Here is a 15435-nt window from a genome sequence, read left to right as displayed (position 1 = left end):
CCGAACGCCACGGCTAAGCCGTGGCGTTGTTCATGGTGCCGGCGGCGCGTCGAACGGCACGAACCATTCGAGGTGACGCGCGGGGCTGTCGGCGTCGATGCCGTGCTTGGCCAGCGCTTCGGCCAACGTCAGCGCAAACGCGTCCGGGTCGGCGATGCCCTCGTACACCTCCATCCAGGTCAGCGTATCGTCGCGGCGCCGCATCAGCCGGGCGCTGACGCCGGTTTGCCGCGCGAGCTCCGACTGCATGGCTGACAGCCGGCCGAACAGCGCCGCGTCCGGCGCGGCGAGCTTGAAGTAGACGTAGAGCGAGCAGGGGGACGGATCCATCGGCGACCTCTGCCAGTGAAATCGCTTATGATACCTCTCCAACAAAGGGACAGAAGAGGAACGAGCGTGCAGCGGGTGGAAACGGTGGTGATCGTCGGCGTCGGCCTGATCGGCGGTTCTTTTGCGCTGGCGGCCAAGCGCGCCGGGCGGATCGGCCGGGTGATCGGTGTCGGTCGTTCCGAAGAGAACCTGCGGCGCGCGCTGGAGCTGGGCGTGATCGACGAGGCGAGCCAGGACGTCGCCGCGGCCTGCCGTTCGGCCGACCTCGTGCTGGTCGCCACCCCGGTCGGCCAGATGGCGCGGGTGTTCGACGCGATCGCGCCGATCTTGCCCGCTCACGCCGTGGTGACCGACGCCGGCAGCACCAAGGGCGACGTGGTGGCGCTGATGCGCGCGCATCTGCCCGATCGCCTGGCGCGCTGCGTGCCGGCGCACCCGATCGCCGGCTCCGACCTGTCCGGCGCGGCCGCCGCGCAGTACGGCCTGTATGAAAACCGCAAGGTGGTAGTCACTCCGCTGGCAGAGACCGCGCCGGATGCGGCCGAGCTGGTCGCCGAGCTGTGGCGCGCATGCGGCGCCAATGTGCACCAGATGGGTCCCCACGAGCACGACGCGGTGTTCGCGACCGTCAGCCACCTGCCGCACCTCTTGGCGTTCGCCTACGTCGGCATGGTCGCCGACAAGCCCGATGCGGCGCGCTGTTTCGACTTCGCCGCCACCGGCTTTCGCGACTTCACCCGCATTGCCGGCAGCCACCCGGAAATGTGGCGCGACATCAGTCTGGCCAACCGCGACGCGCTGCTCGCCGAGCTGGCGCGCTACCGCGACAGCCTCGACGCGCTGACCACCTTGATCGAGACCGGCGCCGGCGACGAGCTGAACGAGTTCTTCGAACACGCCCGCGAGGCGCGCGTCGCCTGGTACCAGCGCTTCCTCCGCAATAGCTGAGCCGGTTTCCGTCGGCCGGTCTTCCCCATAGCAGGACCGGCCGTATCCCGTGCCGCTTCGGTCAACCTGGGGCCGGAGCGTGCGTTATTCCATGAGAATAAGGAGACACTATGCCCCCCGTCGTTCTGATCACCGGCGCCAGCCGCGGCATCGGTGCCGCCACTGCCCGGCTTTGCGCCCGGGCCGGTTACGCGGTCGGCGTCAATTACCGCAGTGATAGTGCGGCGGCCGACGCGCTGGTCGCCGAGATCGTTGCCGGCGGCGGCCACGCGGTCGCGCTCAAGGCCGATGTGTCGGACGAGGCGCAGGTGGTGGCGATGTTCGAGGCGTGCGATGCCGCGCTCGGCCCGCTGTCCGCCCTGGTCAACAACGCCGGCGTGGTATCGCCGCAGGGGCGGCTGGAAGACTTCGACGCCGCGCGCTTGCAGCGGGTGCTGTCGATCAACGTGATCGGCAGCTTCCTGTGCGCGCGTGAGGCGGTGCGGCGGCTGTCGACCCGGCACGGCGGGCAGGGCGGTGCGATCGTCAACGTGTCGTCGGCGGCGTCGCGGCTCGGTTCGGCCAACGAGTACATCGACTACGCGGCGAGCAAGGGCGCGATCGATACGATGACGCTGGGGCTGGCGGTCGAGGTGGCGGCCGAGGGCATCCGCGTCAACGCGGTGCGCCCGGGGCTGATCGATACCGAGATCCACGCCAGTGGCGGTGAGGCGGGGCGGGTCGAGCGGGTCGCACCGGCCATTCCGATGCAGCGCGGCGGCACCGCGCAGGAAGTCGCGAACGCGATCGTCTGGCTGCTGTCCAACGAAGCGTCGTTCTGTACAGGTAGCCTGCTCGACGTGTCGGGCGGGCGTTAAGAGCCGCTAAAAAACGAGGCAAGCCGAGTTTCTGCGAAGCTAAAACCCTCCCAGCGTCGTTGCCCTGCCTTGCCGTACGCCTTGTACTGTCTGCGGCAGGACGCCTAGCCGGGACCGCTTCGCTGGGTTTTGTTAGCGACTCTAAGTGTTCGTGGAGTGAGGATGAAGATCTGGGTCGATGCCGACGCCTGCCCGGCGGCGGTCAAGGAAATGCTGTTTCGCGCCGCCGAGCGCGAACAGGTGGCGGTGACCTTGGTCGCCAACCGGCTGCTGCGCACGCCGCCGTCGCTGTGGGTGAACGCGGTGCAGGTGGCCAGCGGTTTCGACGTGGCCGACGGCTATATCGCGCAGCAGGTAAGGCACGGCGACCTGGTGGTGACCGGCGACGTGCCGCTGGCGGCGCAGGTGATCGAGGCGGGTGGCGAGGCGCTCAATCCGCGCGGTGAGCGCTACACCGCCGACACGGTCCGCGCCGCGCTGATGATGCGCAACTTCCTGACCGAGCTGCGCGACAGCGGGGTCGAGACCGGCGGGCCGCCGCCGTTCGGCCCGCGCGACCGCCAGGCTTTCGCCCGCGAACTGGACGCTTGGCTGCGGCGCCGTGCCAGGGCGCAGGCCTTGGCCAAGTCGGCTCGTTAGCGTTCCGACAGGCAGGGCGTTCGGCCGCCGAACCGAGACCCACCCCGAACCAACACAGACAGGCCGGCCGCGCATCGCGCAGCCGGCCTGTCTGTTTATTTCCACTTTAAGAGAGCCGCTAACAAAACTCAGCGAAGCGGTCCCGGCTAGGCGTCATGCCGCAGACAGTACAAGTAGTACGGCAAGGCAGCGAAACAATGCCGGAAGGGTTTTGTTTGTGGCTCTTACCAGACCCGGAGGACCCGGCCGGTCTGTATCCCCTCGACGCTGCGCTGGTAAGCCAGCGCGACCCGCGCCGCCGGCACCGGCTCGAAGCCGGCAAAGTACGGCCCGTAACCTTCCCACGACTCGACCACCACATTCGGGCTGACCACGTTGGCGCGCAGGCCGCGCGGCAGTTCGAGCGCCGCGGCACGCACGAAGCCGTCGAGCGCAGCGTTCACCGTGGTGGCATTGCTGCCGTAGCGGATCGGTTCGTCGCTGACGATGCCGCTGGTCAGCGTGATCGAGCCGCCGTCGTTCAGGAAGTGCTGGCCGGCCAGCACCAGGTTGACTTGGCCGAGCAGCTTGTCATTCAGGCCGATCTGGAATTGTTCCGGTGTCGTCTCGGCGAGCGTGCCGAAGTGCAGCTGGCCGGCGGTGGCGATCAGCGCGTCGACCGGGCCGATTTGTTCGAGCACCGCACGGACGCTGGCGATGTCGGTCAGGTCGGCGCGGTAGTCACCGCTGTTGCGGCCGACCGAGATGACTTCGTGTTGCGCGCCGAGGCGTTCGACTACGGCACGACCCAGGGTGCCGCTGGCACCGAAAACGGCGATTTTCATTCTGCTCTCCTTGTGAAGCCGACGTTGACGTCGGGATGGGGAGAGTGTCGCGCAGCACACGAAATGAATAAATCCGTGTAAATTTACAAGAATGAAAACTATGGGTTTCGAATCGTGAACAAGCTGCTCAGCATGGAAGTGTTCGTCGCGGTGGTCGAGGCGGGCGGCTTCAGCGCGGTCGCCGACCGCTTCGGCCTATCGTCGCCGATGGTCGGCCGGCATGTGCGGTTTCTGGAGGAACAGCTCGGCGCGCGCTTGCTGACGCGGACCACCCGCCGTCAGAGCCTGACCGAGATCGGCCGGCTCTACTACGAGCGCTGCCGGCAGATCCTCGCCGACATCCATGCCGCCGAGTCGAGCGTCGCGGTGCTGCGCGCCGAGCCGCGCGGCCTGCTCCGGATCAGCGCGCCGGTGACGCTCGGCAGCCAGGCGCTGACGCCGCTGATCGCCGACTATCTGATGCTGCACCCGCAGGTCAGCGTCGAGCTGACGCTGGACGACAGGGTGATCGACTTGGTCGGCGAGGGCTTCGACGCGGCGATCCGCATCGGCACCTTGCAGGATTCCACTCTGGTGTCGCGGCCGCTGGCGCCGTACCGGATGGTGGTCTGCGCCGCGCCGGCGTATCTCGCGCGCGCCGGTGTGCCGACGCATCCGGACCAGCTGGCGCAGCACCACTGCCTCGGCTTCACCCACTGGGGGCGCTACTGGAGCTGGCCGCCGGGCGGCGAGGCGGACGGCGTGGCCGGCGCGCAGCCGAACCGCTTTCGCGCCAACAACGGACAGGCGCTGCGGATGGCGGCGCTGTCCGGGCTCGGCATCATCCTGCAACCCGAGGTGCTGCTGGCCGACGACCTGGCCGCCGGCCGGCTGGTGCCGCTGCTCGCCGAGTTCACCCCGACGGCGCGGCCGGTGCAGATCGTCTACCCGCAGGATAGGCTGGCGACGCCGAAGCTGACCCGCTTCGTCGAGTTCCTGCTGGAGCGGCTCGGCGGCTAGTCGGAGCCATTCAGTCGGCGGGCATCGCGGTACGGATTACCCCCTCCTTGTCGGCCGGCTGCCAGCCGTCCGGCTTCAGCACCTTGCCGTCGGCGCGCCGCACCACCTTGCCGTTCACCCGCTTGCGCCTATTGGCGGCATGGATCGCCTCGAACATCGCCTCGACCGGCAGCCCCTGCGACAGCAGCAGGCCGACCAGCACATTGAGCACGTCGACGCCCTCGGCGGCCAACTCGGCGCGGCGGCGCAACTGTTCGGCCGGCGGCTGTTCGGCCAACGTTTGATAGTCGGCCAGCGCCTGTTGGAATTCCTGCCACTCCTCGGCGAGCATCGTCTGCCACATCGCCAGCGGCTCGGGGCGGAACGCTGGCGCGGCCGGCAGCGGTAGGTCGAAGTCGGCCATGAAGGCACGGCGATGCGCGAAGAAATCGGTCATGTTGATGGCCTTGCTGAAAGCATATCAACATATTGTATCCATGGGGCGGGGCCGGGCCAAGCGGGGATGATCAGACAGCAAAAACCCCGGCGCGGGCCGGGGTGTTGAGCGGAAGGCGCAGGGCCTAGCGGGCCGCCTGGCGATCCGGGTTGTTGATCAGCAGATAGACACCGAGCAGCAGGCCGAGGCCGCACAGCGCCAGCACATAGTGCGCCGGTGCGAGCGGGTCGTTCTTTAGCATCAGCGTCACCGCGATCGGCGTCAGGCCGCCGAAGATCGCGTACGCCAGGTTGTACGAGAAGGACAGGCCGGAGAAGCGCACCACCGCCGGGAACGAGCGCACCATCACGTATGGCACCGCGCCGACGATGCCGACCGCGAAGCCGGCGAGCGGGTAGAGCAGGAACAGCTGCTCCGGCGCGTGGCCGAGCGAATGGTAGAACGCGTAGCTGGTCGCGGCGAGCAGCACGCTGCCGAGCACGAAGGTCTTGCCGGCGCCGAGCCGGTCGATCAGCGCGCCGAAGAACACGCAGCCGAGCGTCAGCGCGATGATCGCCAGGCTGTTGGCCTGCAGCGAGGTGGCAGGCGCGATGTGGAACTGTTTCTGCAGATAGGTCGGCGTCATCAGGATCACCACCACGATGCCGGCCGACAGCAGCCAGGTCAGCCCCATCGACACCACCACCGCGCGCTTGTGCTCGCGCACCACGGTCTTCAGCGGCAGCTCGGCGGCCAGCGCCTTCTTCGCCTGCATCTCGGCGAACACCGGCGTCTCGTGCAGCCAGCGGCGCAGGTACATCGCGATCAGGCCGAACACGCCGCCGAGCAGGAACGGCACCCGCCACGCCCAGTCGTGGATCGCGCTCTGCGGGTAGGCGGTGTTGATCCAGGTGGCGACCAGCGAGCCGAGCAGGATGCCGGCGGTCAGCCCCGAGGTGAGCGTGCCGCAGGCGTAGCCGGTGTGGCGGTTCGGCACATGCTCGGCCACGAACACCCAGGCGCCCGGCACCTCACCGCCGATCGCGGCACCCTGCAGGATGCGCAAGCCCAGCAGCAAGACCGGCGCGGCGATGCCGATGCTCGCGTAGGTCGGCAAGAGGCCCATGCCCAGTGTCGGCAGCGCCATCAGGATGATCGATAGCGTGAACATGCGCTTGCGGCCGAGCAGGTCGCCGAAGTGCGCCATGATGATGCCGCCTAGAGGGCGGGCCAGGTAGCCGGCGGCGAAGATGCCGAAGGTCTGCAATTGGCGCAACCAGTCGGGGCTGTCGGGCGGGAAGAACAACTGGCCGATCACCGCGGCGAAGAACACGAAGATGATGAAATCGTAGAACTCCAGCGCACCGCCGAGCGCGGCGAGCGACAGGGTCTTGTAGTCCTGGCGGTTCAGTGGGCGGGTCGGGGGGCTGGCTTCGGCGAGTCTGGCTTGCATGGTCGCTCTCTTCGTCTTGTGATTATCGATGTGTGGAGTAACGAGACTACCCATCGGCGTGACGGGATTCAATCTCCGGTATGCCATTGGCGAGGATTACCGGGCCGGCGGTGATGCATTTTGTGCCGGAAACGGGTTCGTGCAGGAAATCAAACGCTAGTTCGGTATCTCGACGTGAATGAATATCGCGGCGGGCGGGCAAAACGGGGCGGGATCTACCGAAGTGTCCGGGCGGGATCGGCGGCGGTTCGGCCAAGCTCAAGCCGGGCCGAAGGGACGCTCAGCGCAGTTCGGCCAGCGCGCCGGTGTCGCGCAGCTCGGCGATCAGCGCCAGCGCGTCGAGCGACGCCTGATGCTGGGCGAGCGAACGGTCGGCGCAGGCGTCGGCCAGCACGATCACGCGCAGGTCGCGGTCGTGCGCGTCGCGCGCGGCTCCCTGTACCGCCATCGTCGTCGACACGCCGGCGATCAGCAGTGTATCGACGTCGTTGGCCGCCAGCTGCACCGCGAGCTTGGTGCCGTAGAACGGGTTGACCCGCGGCTTGACGATGAACAGGTCGTCGGCGGCGACGTCGAGCTCGGCGTGGAAGGCGGTGCCCCAGCCGTCGTTTTTCAAGGCCGCGCCGCCGCGCGCGCCGGCGAACAGCTTGGAGCGCGGCGAGATCTCGCGTGCCGGGTTGTCGAAGCCGACGCTGACCCAGATCACCGGCCAGCCCTGCGCGCGGGCGTGCGCCACCGCGGCGTTGATCCGGGCCAGCACGCCGTGTTCGGCGACGAAGGCCGCGCACGAGGCGAGCTTGCCGTCCGGGTGGACGATGTCGTTGATCGGGTCGATGACGAGCAGGGCGGGAGTCATGGTGGGCCTTTCGCTGTGGTGGTGGTCCAGTGCGTACGAGGCGCGGAGCCGGAAACAAGGTTGGCCGAACCCATGGAGTTCGGCCAACCTTGTAATCATGCAAGAGCTCTTACTGCCCGGCCAGCTTGGCGAAGCGCGCGAAGTAGTCCGGGAAGGTCTTGGCGACGCAGTTCGGGTCGTTGATCGTCACCGGCACGCCCAACAGCGAAACCAGCGAGAAACACATCGCCATGCGGTGGTCGTCGTAGGTGTCGATCGCCGCGTTCGGGATCAGCTGCGCCGGTGGGGTCACCACCAGGTAGTCGCTGCCTTCCTCGACGGTGGCGCCGACCTTGCGCAATTCGATCGCCATCGCGGCGAGCCGGTCGGTTTCCTTCACCCGCCAGCTGGCGATATTGCGTAGCCGACACGGGCCGTCGGCGGCCAGCGCCGCCACCGCCAAGGTCATCGCCGCGTCGGGGATGTGGTTCAGGTCAAGGTCGAACGCCTTCAACTTGCCGACCGGCGCGCTGGCTTCGATCCAGTGTTCGCCCATCTCGATCTTCGCGCCGAGCACCGCCAGCGCGTCGGCGAACTTCACGTCGCCCTGGATGCTGTCGCGGCCGACGCCCTCGACCCGCACCGGTCCACCGGCCAAGGCGCCGGCGGCCAGGAAGTACGACGCGGAGCTCGCGTCGCCCTCGACCAGGATTTCGCCCGGTGACCGGTAGCGCTGGCCGGCCGGGATGGTGAAGCGCTGCCAGCCGTCGCGTTCGACGCGCACGCCGAAGCGCGCCATCAGGTTGAGGGTGATCTCGATATACGGTTTGGAGATCAGCTCGCCGACCACCTCGATGGTCGCCTGCTCGCCGGTCAGCGGCAGCGCCATCAAGAGCGCGGTCAGGAACTGGCTCGACACATTGCCGCGGATCGGGATCACCCGGTCGGCCGAAATCGTCGCAGGCTTGATCGCCAGCGGTGGGTAGCCGTCGTTGCCCAGATACGCGACGTCGGCACCGGCCACGCGCAGCGCGTCGACCAGGTCGCCGATCGGCCGCTCATGCATCCGCGCGACGCCCGACAGCCGGTACTGGCCCTGCATCAGCGCGAGAGCAGCGGTCAGCGGCCGAAACGCGGTGCCGGCGTTGCCGAGGAATAGCTCGGCCTGTTTGACCGGAAACGCACCGCCGCTGCCGGTGACGCGGTAGGCGTTGTCGCCGAGCGGCTCGACTGCTACGCCGAGTGTATTCAGCGCGGTCAGCATGTGACGGGTGTCGTCCGAATCGAGCAGCTCGCGCACGACGGTCGCGCCCTCGGACAAGGCGGCGAGCAGCAGGGTGCGGTTGGAAATGCTCTTCGAGCCGGGAAGCTTGACGCTGCCTTTGAGCGGGCCGGCAGGGAGCAGGGCTAGGGTTTCCATGGGGCAGGATCGTCTTTGTCGAATTGGAATAATCGCTCAATCATAACGGCTGTCGCGAGAAGGTCACAATCGCGGTTGGGGTGACCGGCAAATCGGGGTAGAATCGCGGCCGAATTGTCGAGCCGGCGCGGTGTTTCCTGAAAGAAAGCCACCGCCGGCTTTTGCTTTACACGAAGGAGTTTCATGACCGTTCCGGTTATCGCCATCGACGGCCCGTCGGCCTCCGGCAAGGGCACCGTCGCCGCCCTGGTCGCCGAGCGCCTCGGCTTCCACTACCTGGATTCCGGTGCGCTGTACCGGCTGACCGCGCTGTACGCCCGGCTCGAGGACATCGAGCTCGACGACGAGGACGGCTTGGCTGAAGCGGCGCTGTCGCTGCCGGTCGAGTTTCGCGACAACCAGGTGTGGCTCGCCGGCGAGGACGTCAGCGAGGAGATCCGCGCCGAGGTGATCGGCATGGGCGCGTCGAAGATCGCCGCGCTGCCGGCGGTGCGCGCCGCGCTGTTGGCGCGTCAGCGCGCCTTTCGTCAGTTGCCGGGCCTGGTGACCGACGGTCGCGACATGGGCTCGGTGGTGTTTCCCGACGCCACACTGAAAATCTTCCTGACCGCCAGTGCGGCAGAACGCGCCGATCGTCGCTATAAGCAGTTGATCAACAAGGGGGAATCTGCTAACCTCCAGCAGATTCTCGATGACATCGAAGCGCGCGATGCACGCGATGCGGCGCGCCCGGTAGCACCGTTGAGACAAGAGCCGGATGCCAAGCGGCTGGACACCACCGAACTGACCATCGATCAAGCGGTCGATAGCGTGCTCGGCTGGTACCAGTCGCTCGTCGTTTCCGGCGAGTAAGTTTTTTGCAGCGCCGCATGACCAAGGGCTTGCGGCCAGTGCCAACCTAACCTTGCACGACCTTGGACGTGCGCAAGTGAGTATTCTTTAATGACTACCCTCACCATGGATAGCTTTGCCCAACTGTTCGAAGAGAGCCTTGCTCTTCAAGAAATGCGCGTGGGTGAAGTGATCACTGCCGAAGTCGTTGGCATCGACAACAACTTCGTCACCGTCAACGCCGGCCTGAAGTCCGAGTCGCTGATCCCGGTTGAAGAATTCAAAGACGATGGCGGCGTACTGGCTGTAGCCATCGGCGACTTCGTGACCGTTGCGATCGACGCGCTGGAGAACGGCTACGGCGAAACCAAGCTGTCGCGCGAAAAGGCCAAGCGCCTGGCCGCTTGGATCGAGCTGGAAGAAGCGCTCGAAACCAGCAAGATCCTGTCCGGCATGATCAGCGGCAAGGTCAAGGGTGGTCTGACCGTGATGGTCAACGGCATCCGCGCCTTCCTGCCGGGTTCGCTCGTCGACGTACGTCCGGTGAAAGACACCACTCCGTACGAAGGCAAGGAAATCGAATTCAAGGTCATCAAGCTCGACCGCAAGCGCAACAACGTGGTGGTATCGCGTCGTGCCGTGCTGGAAGAGACGCTGGGCGAAGAGCGCAAAGCACTGCTCGAAACCCTGCGCGAAGGTGCCGTCATCAAGGGTATCGTCAAGAACATCACCGACTACGGTGCGTTCGTTGACCTCGGCGGTATCGACGGCCTGCTGCACATCACCGACCTGGCATGGCGTCGTGTGAAGCACCCGAGCGAAGTGCTGGCTGTTGGTGACGAAGTTGAAGCCAAGGTGCTCAAGTTCGACCAAGAGAAGAACCGCGTTTCGCTGGGCCTGAAGCAGCTGGGCGAAGATCCGTGGATCGGCCTGTCGCGTCGCTACCCGTCGGGCACCCGCCTGTTCGGCAAGGTCACCAACCTGACCGACTACGGTGCGTTCGTTGAAATCGAACAAGGCATCGAAGGCCTGGTGCACGTGTCCGAAATGGACTGGACCAACAAGAACGTTCACCCGTCCAAAGTGGTTCAGGTCGGCGACGAAGTCGAAGTGATGATCCTCGAGATCGACGAAGACCGCCGCCGTATCAGCCTGGGCATGAAGCAGTGCCTGGCGAACCCGTGGGACGATTTTGCCGCTACCTACAAGAAGGGCGACAAGCTGCAGGGCGCGATCAAGTCGATCACCGACTTCGGCGTGTTCGTCGGCCTGCCGGGCGGCATCGACGGTCTGGTTCACCTGTCCGACCTGTCTTGGAGCGAAGCCGGCGAAGACGCCGTGCGCAAGTTCAAGAAGGGCGACGAGGTCGAAGCCGTTGTTCTGTCGATCGACGTCGAGAAAGAGCGCATCAGCCTCGGCATCAAGCAGCTCGAAGGCGATCCGTTCAGCAACTTCGTCAGCATGAACGACAAGGGCTCGCTGGTTAAGGGCACCGTGAAGACCGTCGACGCCAAGGGCGCCGTGGTTCAGCTGTCGACCGACATCGAAGGCTACCTGCGTGCTTCCGAGCTGTCGCGCGACCGCATCGAAGATGCTCGCAGCGTGCTGAAGGAAGGCGAAGAAGTCGAAGCGCTGATCATTGCCGTCGACCGCAAGTCGCGCAACATCAGCCTGTCGATCAAGGCCAAAGACTCGCAGGAAGAAGGCGCTGCTATGCGTACGCTGTCGGCGACCAACGAGTCGAACGTTAGCGCTGGTACCACCAGCCTGGGCGCGCTGCTGAAGGCCAAGCTGTCGGGCGGTAACGAGTAATACGCCCGATGACCAAGTCTGAGCTGATTGCGAGGTTGGCCGAACGTTTGGGCGAGCGCAATTCTCAGTTGGTCTTCAAGGACGCTGAGCTGGCCGTCAAAACCATTCTGGACGCGATGGCCAGCAGCCTGTCCCAGGGGCAGCGGATCGAAATCCGCGGCTTCGGTAGCTTCGATCTGAACTACCGTCCGCCGCGGGTCGGCCGCAACCCGAAGTCGGGTTCCAGCGTTTCAGTACCTGAGAAGTTCGTGCCGCACTTCAAGGCCGGCAAGGAACTGCGCGAGCGGGTCGACGGAGCCCTGCTTCCCGACGAGCAAGCGCAGTACTGAATCCGCCTGAATACGCCATAGTCAACGCCGCGTCCCCGTGACGCGGCGTTTTTTGTTGGCGCTTTGCCTTGGGGAGCACCGGGCAAATCGTATAAACTTGGCTTCGACCAAATACGAAGCGAAACCGCCATGCGCTATCTGATCCGCCTGATAGAGATTGCCCTCTTGATTCTGCTGGTCGCCGTTACCGTGCAGAACAGCCACAGCGTCGAGTTCCGCTTGTTCTTCGGCCAGGTCTGGAGCGCGCCGCTGATCGTGTTCCTGCTGCTGTTCTTCGTGGCCGGCGCGGCGATCGGCCTATTGGCGACCTTTAGCTATTACCTCAAGATGCGGCGCGAGCTGTCGCAACTGAAAAAAGAATTGCGCCTGCGTCAGCAGGCCCGTTCGACCACGGCGGACCCGAGTGACGCCTTGGCCGACTGACCGATTATTCCGTTCGCCCGCCGCCGGTTGCCGGCGGCGGGCGTTTGCGTTCCCGTTGAAAGGCATTCCTTGGATTTGGATTTGTGGTGGCTGTTGCTGTTCCCGGCCTTCTTCGGCCTGGGCTGGTTCGCCGCGCGCGTCGACATGCGCGCCGTGCTCAAGCAGGCGATGGCGGTGCCGAGCGGCTTCTTCAAGGGCCTCGACGCGCTGGTCGACGACAAGACCGACGTCGCCGCAGGCGCCTTGGCCGAAGTGGCGCGCCAGCATCCGGCCGCGCTCGAGCTGCAACTGACGCTCGGCAAGCTCTACCGCAAGCGCGGCGAGAACGACCGCGCGATCCGCCTGCACCACACCATGCTCGACTCGACCGAGCTGACCGAAGAGTCGCGCGACAGCGTGCGTTTCGAGCTGGCGCAGGACTTCCGCAAGGCTGGGCTGATCGACCGCGCCGAAGAGACGCTGGTGAAGCTGGTCGATGGCAATATGAGCCTGGCCGCGCGCAAGGAACTATTGGACATCTACCAGCAGGACCGCGACTGGCAGAAGGCGATCGAACTGGCGCGCGGGCTGGCCAGCGATTCGCACTCGTTCCTGCACGAAGTCGCGCAGTTCTACTGCGAACTGGCGCAGGCCGAGCTGTTCCGCTCCAATTACCCGGCGGCGCGCGAGTTCGTCAAGGCGGCGTTCAACGCCAACCGCAAGTGCGTGCGCGCCAGCCTGATCGCCGGCGACATCGCCTTCGCCGAGGGCGACAGCGAGGCGGCGATCGGCGCCTGGCAGGCGATCGAGAAGCAGGGCTACGAATACCTGTCGATGGCCGGCGAGCGGCTGTTCGACGCTTACGAGAAACTCGGCAAGCCGCTCGACGGCATCGCGCTGTTGCGTGGTTATTTGAAAACCTTCCCGCAGCTCGAGCTGACCGACCTGCTGTACCAGAAGGTCGCCACCTACGAAGACGAGACCAAGGCGCTCGAAGCGGTGCGCGAGGCGGTGCACAGTCGGCCGAGCCTCGCCGGCGTGTACCGGCTGATCGAGGCGCAGATGGACGAACTGTCACCGGACAAGCGGATGGATGCGGAGCTCGCGCGCACCGTGGTGATGAAGCATGCCGCCCGCCTGACCATGCACCGCTGCAAGTGCTGCAATTTCCGCTCGCGCGCGTTCTTCTGGCACTGCCCGGTCTGCGGCGAGTGGGAAAGCCTGACGCCGAACCGTTCCGAATTACATTGAACCCGAAGCAGGACCCTGCATGAACCCATTGCTTGCCGCCGGACTCGATCTCGAGCCGGCTTCTCCCGTGATCGTCGCGCTCGATTTCGCTACCGAGCGCGAGGCGCTGGAATTCGCCAGCCGCCTCGACCCGGCCGAATGCCGGCTCAAGGTTGGCAAGGAGCTGTTTACCGCCTCCGGCCGTTCGCTGATCGAAGCGCTGGTGGCGCGCGGCTTCAAGGTGTTTCTCGACCTGAAGTTCCATGACATTCCGAACACCGTCGCGCACGCCTGCAAGATCGCCGCCGAACTCGGCGTCTGGCTGGTCGACGTACACGCGTCGGGCGGCCGGCGGATGATGGCGGCGGCGCGCGAAGCACTCGAGCCGTACAGCCAGCGCCCGCTGTTGATCGGCGTCACCGTGCTGACCAGCATGGAAGCCAGTGATCTGGCCGAGATCGGCATCACCATTCCGCCGGAAGAGCAGGTGCTGCGCCTGGCGACGCTGACCCGCGACAGCGGCCTCGACGGGGTGGTCTGCTCGGCGCAGGAGGCGTCGCGCCTGAAGGCCGCGCTCGGCAAGGACTTCAAGCTGGTGACGCCGGGCATTCGTCTGGCCGACGCGGCCGCCGACGACCAGCGCCGGGTGATGACCCCGACCGCCGCGATCGCCGCCGGTGCCGACTACCTGGTGATCGGCCGGCCGATCACCCGTGCCGCCGACCCGCTGGCGGTACTCACCACGATCAATCGCGAGATCGCCCTCTACAAGGACGCGCAGCAATGAAAATTACCGTCATCGGCTCCGGCTACGTCGGCCTGGTTACCGGCACCTGCCTCGCCGAAATGGGCAATAAGGTGTGTTGCCTCGACGTCGATCCAAACAAGATCGCCATCCTCAACAACGGCGGCGTGCCGATCTACGAGCCGGGTCTCGAGGAACTGGTACGCCGCAACGTCGAGGCCGGCCGCCTGACCTTTACCACCGACGTGGCCGAGTCGGTCGCGTTCGGCGAGATCCAGTTCATCGCCGTCGGCACCCCGCCCGACGAGGACGGTTCGGCCGACCTGCAGTACGTGCTGTCCGCCGCGCGTGCGATCGGCCGCCATATGAGCGGTTACAAGGTCGTCGTCGACAAATCGACCGTGCCGGTCGGCACAGCCGACAGGGTGAAGGCCGCGATCGCCGAGGAACTGGCCGCCCGTGGCGAAGCCATCCCTTACAGCGTGGTGTCGAACCCGGAGTTCCTGAAGGAAGGCGCGGCGATCGACGACTTCATGCGCCCGGATCGGATAGTGATCGGCGCTGAGGACGAGCGCGCGGTCACGCTGATGCGTCGCCTGTACGAGCCGTTCCAGCGCAACCACGAGCGCATCCTGTTCATGGACGTGCGCTCGGCCGAGCTGACCAAGTACGCCGCCAACGCGATGCTGGCGACGCGTATCTCGTTCATGAACGAGCTGGCCAACCTCGCCGAAACGCTCGGCGGCGACATCGAGATGGTGCGCAAGGGCATCGGCTCCGACCCGCGCATCGGTTACCACTTCCTCTACCCGGGCGTCGGCTACGGCGGCTCGTGCTTCCCGAAGGACGTCAAGGCGCTGATCTCGACCGCGCGCGAGAACGGCCATCGGCTGCGCGTGCTCGAGGCGGTCGAAGACGCCAACGACCAGCAGAAGCACCGCCTGGTCGAGAAGATCGTCGCCGAGTACGGCGACGACCTGTCCGGCCGCCGCTTCGCGCTGTGGGGCCTGTCGTTCAAGCCGAACACCGATGACATGCGCGAGGCGCCGAGCCGGGTGATCGTCGACGAGCTGACCCGCCGCGGCGCGGCGATCGTCGCGTTCGACCCGGTCGCGACCCACGAGGCGCAGCGGGTGATGGGCGACAATCCGCGCCTCTCCTTCGCCGACAGCATGATGACGCCGCTCGCGGACGCCGACGCGCTGGTGATCGTTACCGAGTGGAAGCTGTTCCGCGTGCCCGACTTCGACGCGATCCGCGCCGCGATGAAGACGCCGGTGATCTTCGACGGCCGCAACCTGTACGACCCGGCGCTGGTGCGCGAGCAGGGTTTCAGCTACCACGCGATCGGTCGCTGAGCCGGGAG

General features: G+C 66.1%; 17 protein-coding genes. 11 read left to right on the top strand and 6 right to left on the bottom strand.

The annotated features are described in order from the left end of the window. Window positions 1–30 precede the first annotated feature (30 nt). Window positions 31–330: a DUF4936 family protein gene (locus tag ACZ2IA_RS03625; RefSeq protein ID WP_470291209.1), complete on the bottom strand. Its 300-nt coding sequence runs from the start codon at window positions 328–330 to the stop codon at window positions 31–33. A gap of 66 nt (window positions 331–396) precedes the next feature. Between ACZ2IA_RS03625 and ACZ2IA_RS03620 the strand changes: the two genes are divergently transcribed. The 3 genes from ACZ2IA_RS03620 (at window position 397) to ACZ2IA_RS03610 (ending at window position 2774) form a co-directional block, all read left to right on the top strand. Further along, the gene (locus tag ACZ2IA_RS03620; RefSeq protein WP_470291208.1) at window positions 397–1278 is read left to right on the top strand and encodes a prephenate dehydrogenase; all 882 of its coding nucleotides are present in this window, start codon (window positions 397–399) and stop codon (window positions 1276–1278) included. A 110-nt stretch (window positions 1279–1388) separates the two neighbouring features. Then, window positions 1389–2135, top strand: coding sequence for an SDR family oxidoreductase (locus ACZ2IA_RS03615; protein WP_470291207.1), 747 nt, complete (start codon window positions 1389–1391; stop codon window positions 2133–2135). A gap of 162 nt (window positions 2136–2297) precedes the next feature. Then, the gene (locus ACZ2IA_RS03610; protein ID WP_470291206.1) at window positions 2298–2774 is read left to right on the top strand and encodes a YaiI/YqxD family protein; all 477 of its coding nucleotides are present in this window, start codon (window positions 2298–2300) and stop codon (window positions 2772–2774) included. Window positions 2775–2998: 224 nt separating this feature from the next. Here ACZ2IA_RS03610 and ACZ2IA_RS03605 read toward each other — a convergent pair whose 3' ends face one another. Further along, a complete protein-coding gene (locus ACZ2IA_RS03605; RefSeq protein ID WP_470291205.1) occupies window positions 2999–3598 on the bottom strand; it encodes a short chain dehydrogenase in 600 nt (199 codons plus the stop codon). A 114-nt stretch (window positions 3599–3712) separates the two neighbouring features. Here ACZ2IA_RS03605 and ACZ2IA_RS03600 point away from each other — a divergent pair, with 114 nt between their 5' ends. Continuing rightward, window positions 3713–4597, top strand: coding sequence for a LysR family transcriptional regulator (locus ACZ2IA_RS03600; RefSeq protein ID WP_470291204.1), 885 nt, complete (start codon window positions 3713–3715; stop codon window positions 4595–4597). Between the two features lie 10 nt (window positions 4598–4607). On the opposite strand, the gene ACZ2IA_RS03595 is transcribed toward ACZ2IA_RS03600, so the two are convergent. The 4 genes from ACZ2IA_RS03595 to aroA all read right to left on the bottom strand — a co-directional run bounded on the left by ACZ2IA_RS03595 (window position 4608) and on the right by aroA (window position 8720). Beyond that, on the bottom strand, window positions 4608–5033 hold the full coding sequence (locus ACZ2IA_RS03595; RefSeq protein ID WP_470291203.1) for a pyrophosphohydrolase domain-containing protein: 426 nt from the start codon (window positions 5031–5033) through the stop codon (window positions 4608–4610). Between the two features lie 124 nt (window positions 5034–5157). Further along, on the bottom strand, window positions 5158–6465 hold the full coding sequence (locus ACZ2IA_RS03590) for an MFS transporter (RefSeq protein WP_470291202.1): 1308 nt from the start codon (window positions 6463–6465) through the stop codon (window positions 5158–5160). Window positions 6466–6745: 280 nt separating this feature from the next. Further along, a complete protein-coding gene (locus tag ACZ2IA_RS03585; RefSeq protein ID WP_470291201.1) occupies window positions 6746–7321 on the bottom strand; it encodes a cysteine hydrolase family protein in 576 nt (191 codons plus the stop codon). Window positions 7322–7430: 109 nt separating this feature from the next. Further along, window positions 7431–8720, bottom strand: a complete 1290-nt coding sequence (gene aroA, locus ACZ2IA_RS03580; RefSeq protein WP_470291200.1) for a 3-phosphoshikimate 1-carboxyvinyltransferase — start codon at window positions 8718–8720, stop codon at window positions 7431–7433. A gap of 183 nt (window positions 8721–8903) precedes the next feature. On the opposite strand from aroA, the gene cmk reads away from it, so the two are divergent. The 7 genes from cmk (at window position 8904) to ACZ2IA_RS03545 (ending at window position 15427) form a co-directional block, all read left to right on the top strand. Next, on the top strand, window positions 8904–9572 hold the full coding sequence (cmk, locus tag ACZ2IA_RS03575) for a (d)CMP kinase (protein ID WP_470291199.1): 669 nt from the start codon (window positions 8904–8906) through the stop codon (window positions 9570–9572). A 90-nt stretch (window positions 9573–9662) separates the two neighbouring features. Continuing rightward, window positions 9663–11363, top strand: a complete 1701-nt coding sequence (gene rpsA, locus ACZ2IA_RS03570; protein ID WP_470291198.1) for a 30S ribosomal protein S1 — start codon at window positions 9663–9665, stop codon at window positions 11361–11363. A gap of 8 nt (window positions 11364–11371) precedes the next feature. Further along, window positions 11372–11692, top strand: a complete 321-nt coding sequence (locus ACZ2IA_RS03565; RefSeq protein ID WP_470291197.1) for an integration host factor subunit beta — start codon at window positions 11372–11374, stop codon at window positions 11690–11692. A gap of 129 nt (window positions 11693–11821) precedes the next feature. Next, window positions 11822–12115 carry a LapA family protein gene (locus ACZ2IA_RS03560; RefSeq protein WP_470291196.1) on the top strand — a complete coding sequence of 98 codons (294 nt, stop codon included), beginning with the start codon at window positions 11822–11824 and terminating at the stop codon, window positions 12113–12115. A gap of 69 nt (window positions 12116–12184) precedes the next feature. Beyond that, window positions 12185–13345, top strand: a complete 1161-nt coding sequence (gene lapB, locus ACZ2IA_RS03555; protein WP_470291195.1) for a lipopolysaccharide assembly protein LapB — start codon at window positions 12185–12187, stop codon at window positions 13343–13345. A gap of 19 nt (window positions 13346–13364) precedes the next feature. Continuing rightward, window positions 13365–14111, top strand: a complete 747-nt coding sequence (pyrF, locus tag ACZ2IA_RS03550; RefSeq protein ID WP_470291194.1) for an orotidine-5'-phosphate decarboxylase — start codon at window positions 13365–13367, stop codon at window positions 14109–14111. Beyond that, a complete protein-coding gene (locus ACZ2IA_RS03545; RefSeq protein WP_470291193.1) occupies window positions 14108–15427 on the top strand; it encodes a UDP-glucose dehydrogenase family protein in 1320 nt (439 codons plus the stop codon). Before pyrF ends, ACZ2IA_RS03545 begins: the two co-directional genes overlap by 4 nt. Window positions 15428–15435 lie beyond the last annotated feature (8 nt).

It is taken from the genome of Crenobacter sp. CS_VA4 (assembly GCF_055597485.1).
Note: the sequence above shows the minus strand (reverse complement) of the source record. Positions and strands in the feature narration are given on the sequence as shown.

What these genes read in the sequence shown, in the direction of transcription:
- ACZ2IA_RS03625 (WP_470291209.1), bottom strand. Translation starts at nt 330, where the DNA reads ATGGATCCGTCCCCCTGCTCGCTCTACGTCTACTTCAAGCTCGCCGCG.
- ACZ2IA_RS03615 (WP_470291207.1), top strand. Translation starts at nt 1,389, where the DNA reads ATGCCCCCCGTCGTTCTGATCACCGGCGCCAGCCGCGGCATCGGTGCC.
- ACZ2IA_RS03610 (WP_470291206.1), top strand. Translation starts at nt 2,298, where the DNA reads ATGAAGATCTGGGTCGATGCCGACGCCTGCCCGGCGGCGGTCAAGGAA.
- ACZ2IA_RS03605 (WP_470291205.1), bottom strand. Translation starts at nt 3,598, where the DNA reads ATGAAAATCGCCGTTTTCGGTGCCAGCGGCACCCTGGGTCGTGCCGTA.
- ACZ2IA_RS03595 (WP_470291203.1), bottom strand. Translation starts at nt 5,033, where the DNA reads ATGACCGATTTCTTCGCGCATCGCCGTGCCTTCATGGCCGACTTCGAC.
- ACZ2IA_RS03590 (WP_470291202.1), bottom strand. Translation starts at nt 6,465, where the DNA reads ATGCAAGCCAGACTCGCCGAAGCCAGCCCCCCGACCCGCCCACTGAAC.
- ACZ2IA_RS03585 (WP_470291201.1), bottom strand. Translation starts at nt 7,321, where the DNA reads ATGACTCCCGCCCTGCTCGTCATCGACCCGATCAACGACATCGTCCAC.
- aroA (WP_470291200.1), bottom strand. Translation starts at nt 8,720, where the DNA reads ATGGAAACCCTAGCCCTGCTCCCTGCCGGCCCGCTCAAAGGCAGCGTC.
- cmk (WP_470291199.1), top strand. Translation starts at nt 8,904, where the DNA reads ATGACCGTTCCGGTTATCGCCATCGACGGCCCGTCGGCCTCCGGCAAG.
- rpsA (WP_470291198.1), top strand. Translation starts at nt 9,663, where the DNA reads ATGACTACCCTCACCATGGATAGCTTTGCCCAACTGTTCGAAGAGAGC.
- ACZ2IA_RS03565 (WP_470291197.1), top strand. Translation starts at nt 11,372, where the DNA reads ATGACCAAGTCTGAGCTGATTGCGAGGTTGGCCGAACGTTTGGGCGAG.
- ACZ2IA_RS03560 (WP_470291196.1), top strand. Translation starts at nt 11,822, where the DNA reads ATGCGCTATCTGATCCGCCTGATAGAGATTGCCCTCTTGATTCTGCTG.
- pyrF (WP_470291194.1), top strand. Translation starts at nt 13,365, where the DNA reads ATGAACCCATTGCTTGCCGCCGGACTCGATCTCGAGCCGGCTTCTCCC.
- ACZ2IA_RS03545 (WP_470291193.1), top strand. Translation starts at nt 14,108, where the DNA reads ATGAAAATTACCGTCATCGGCTCCGGCTACGTCGGCCTGGTTACCGGC.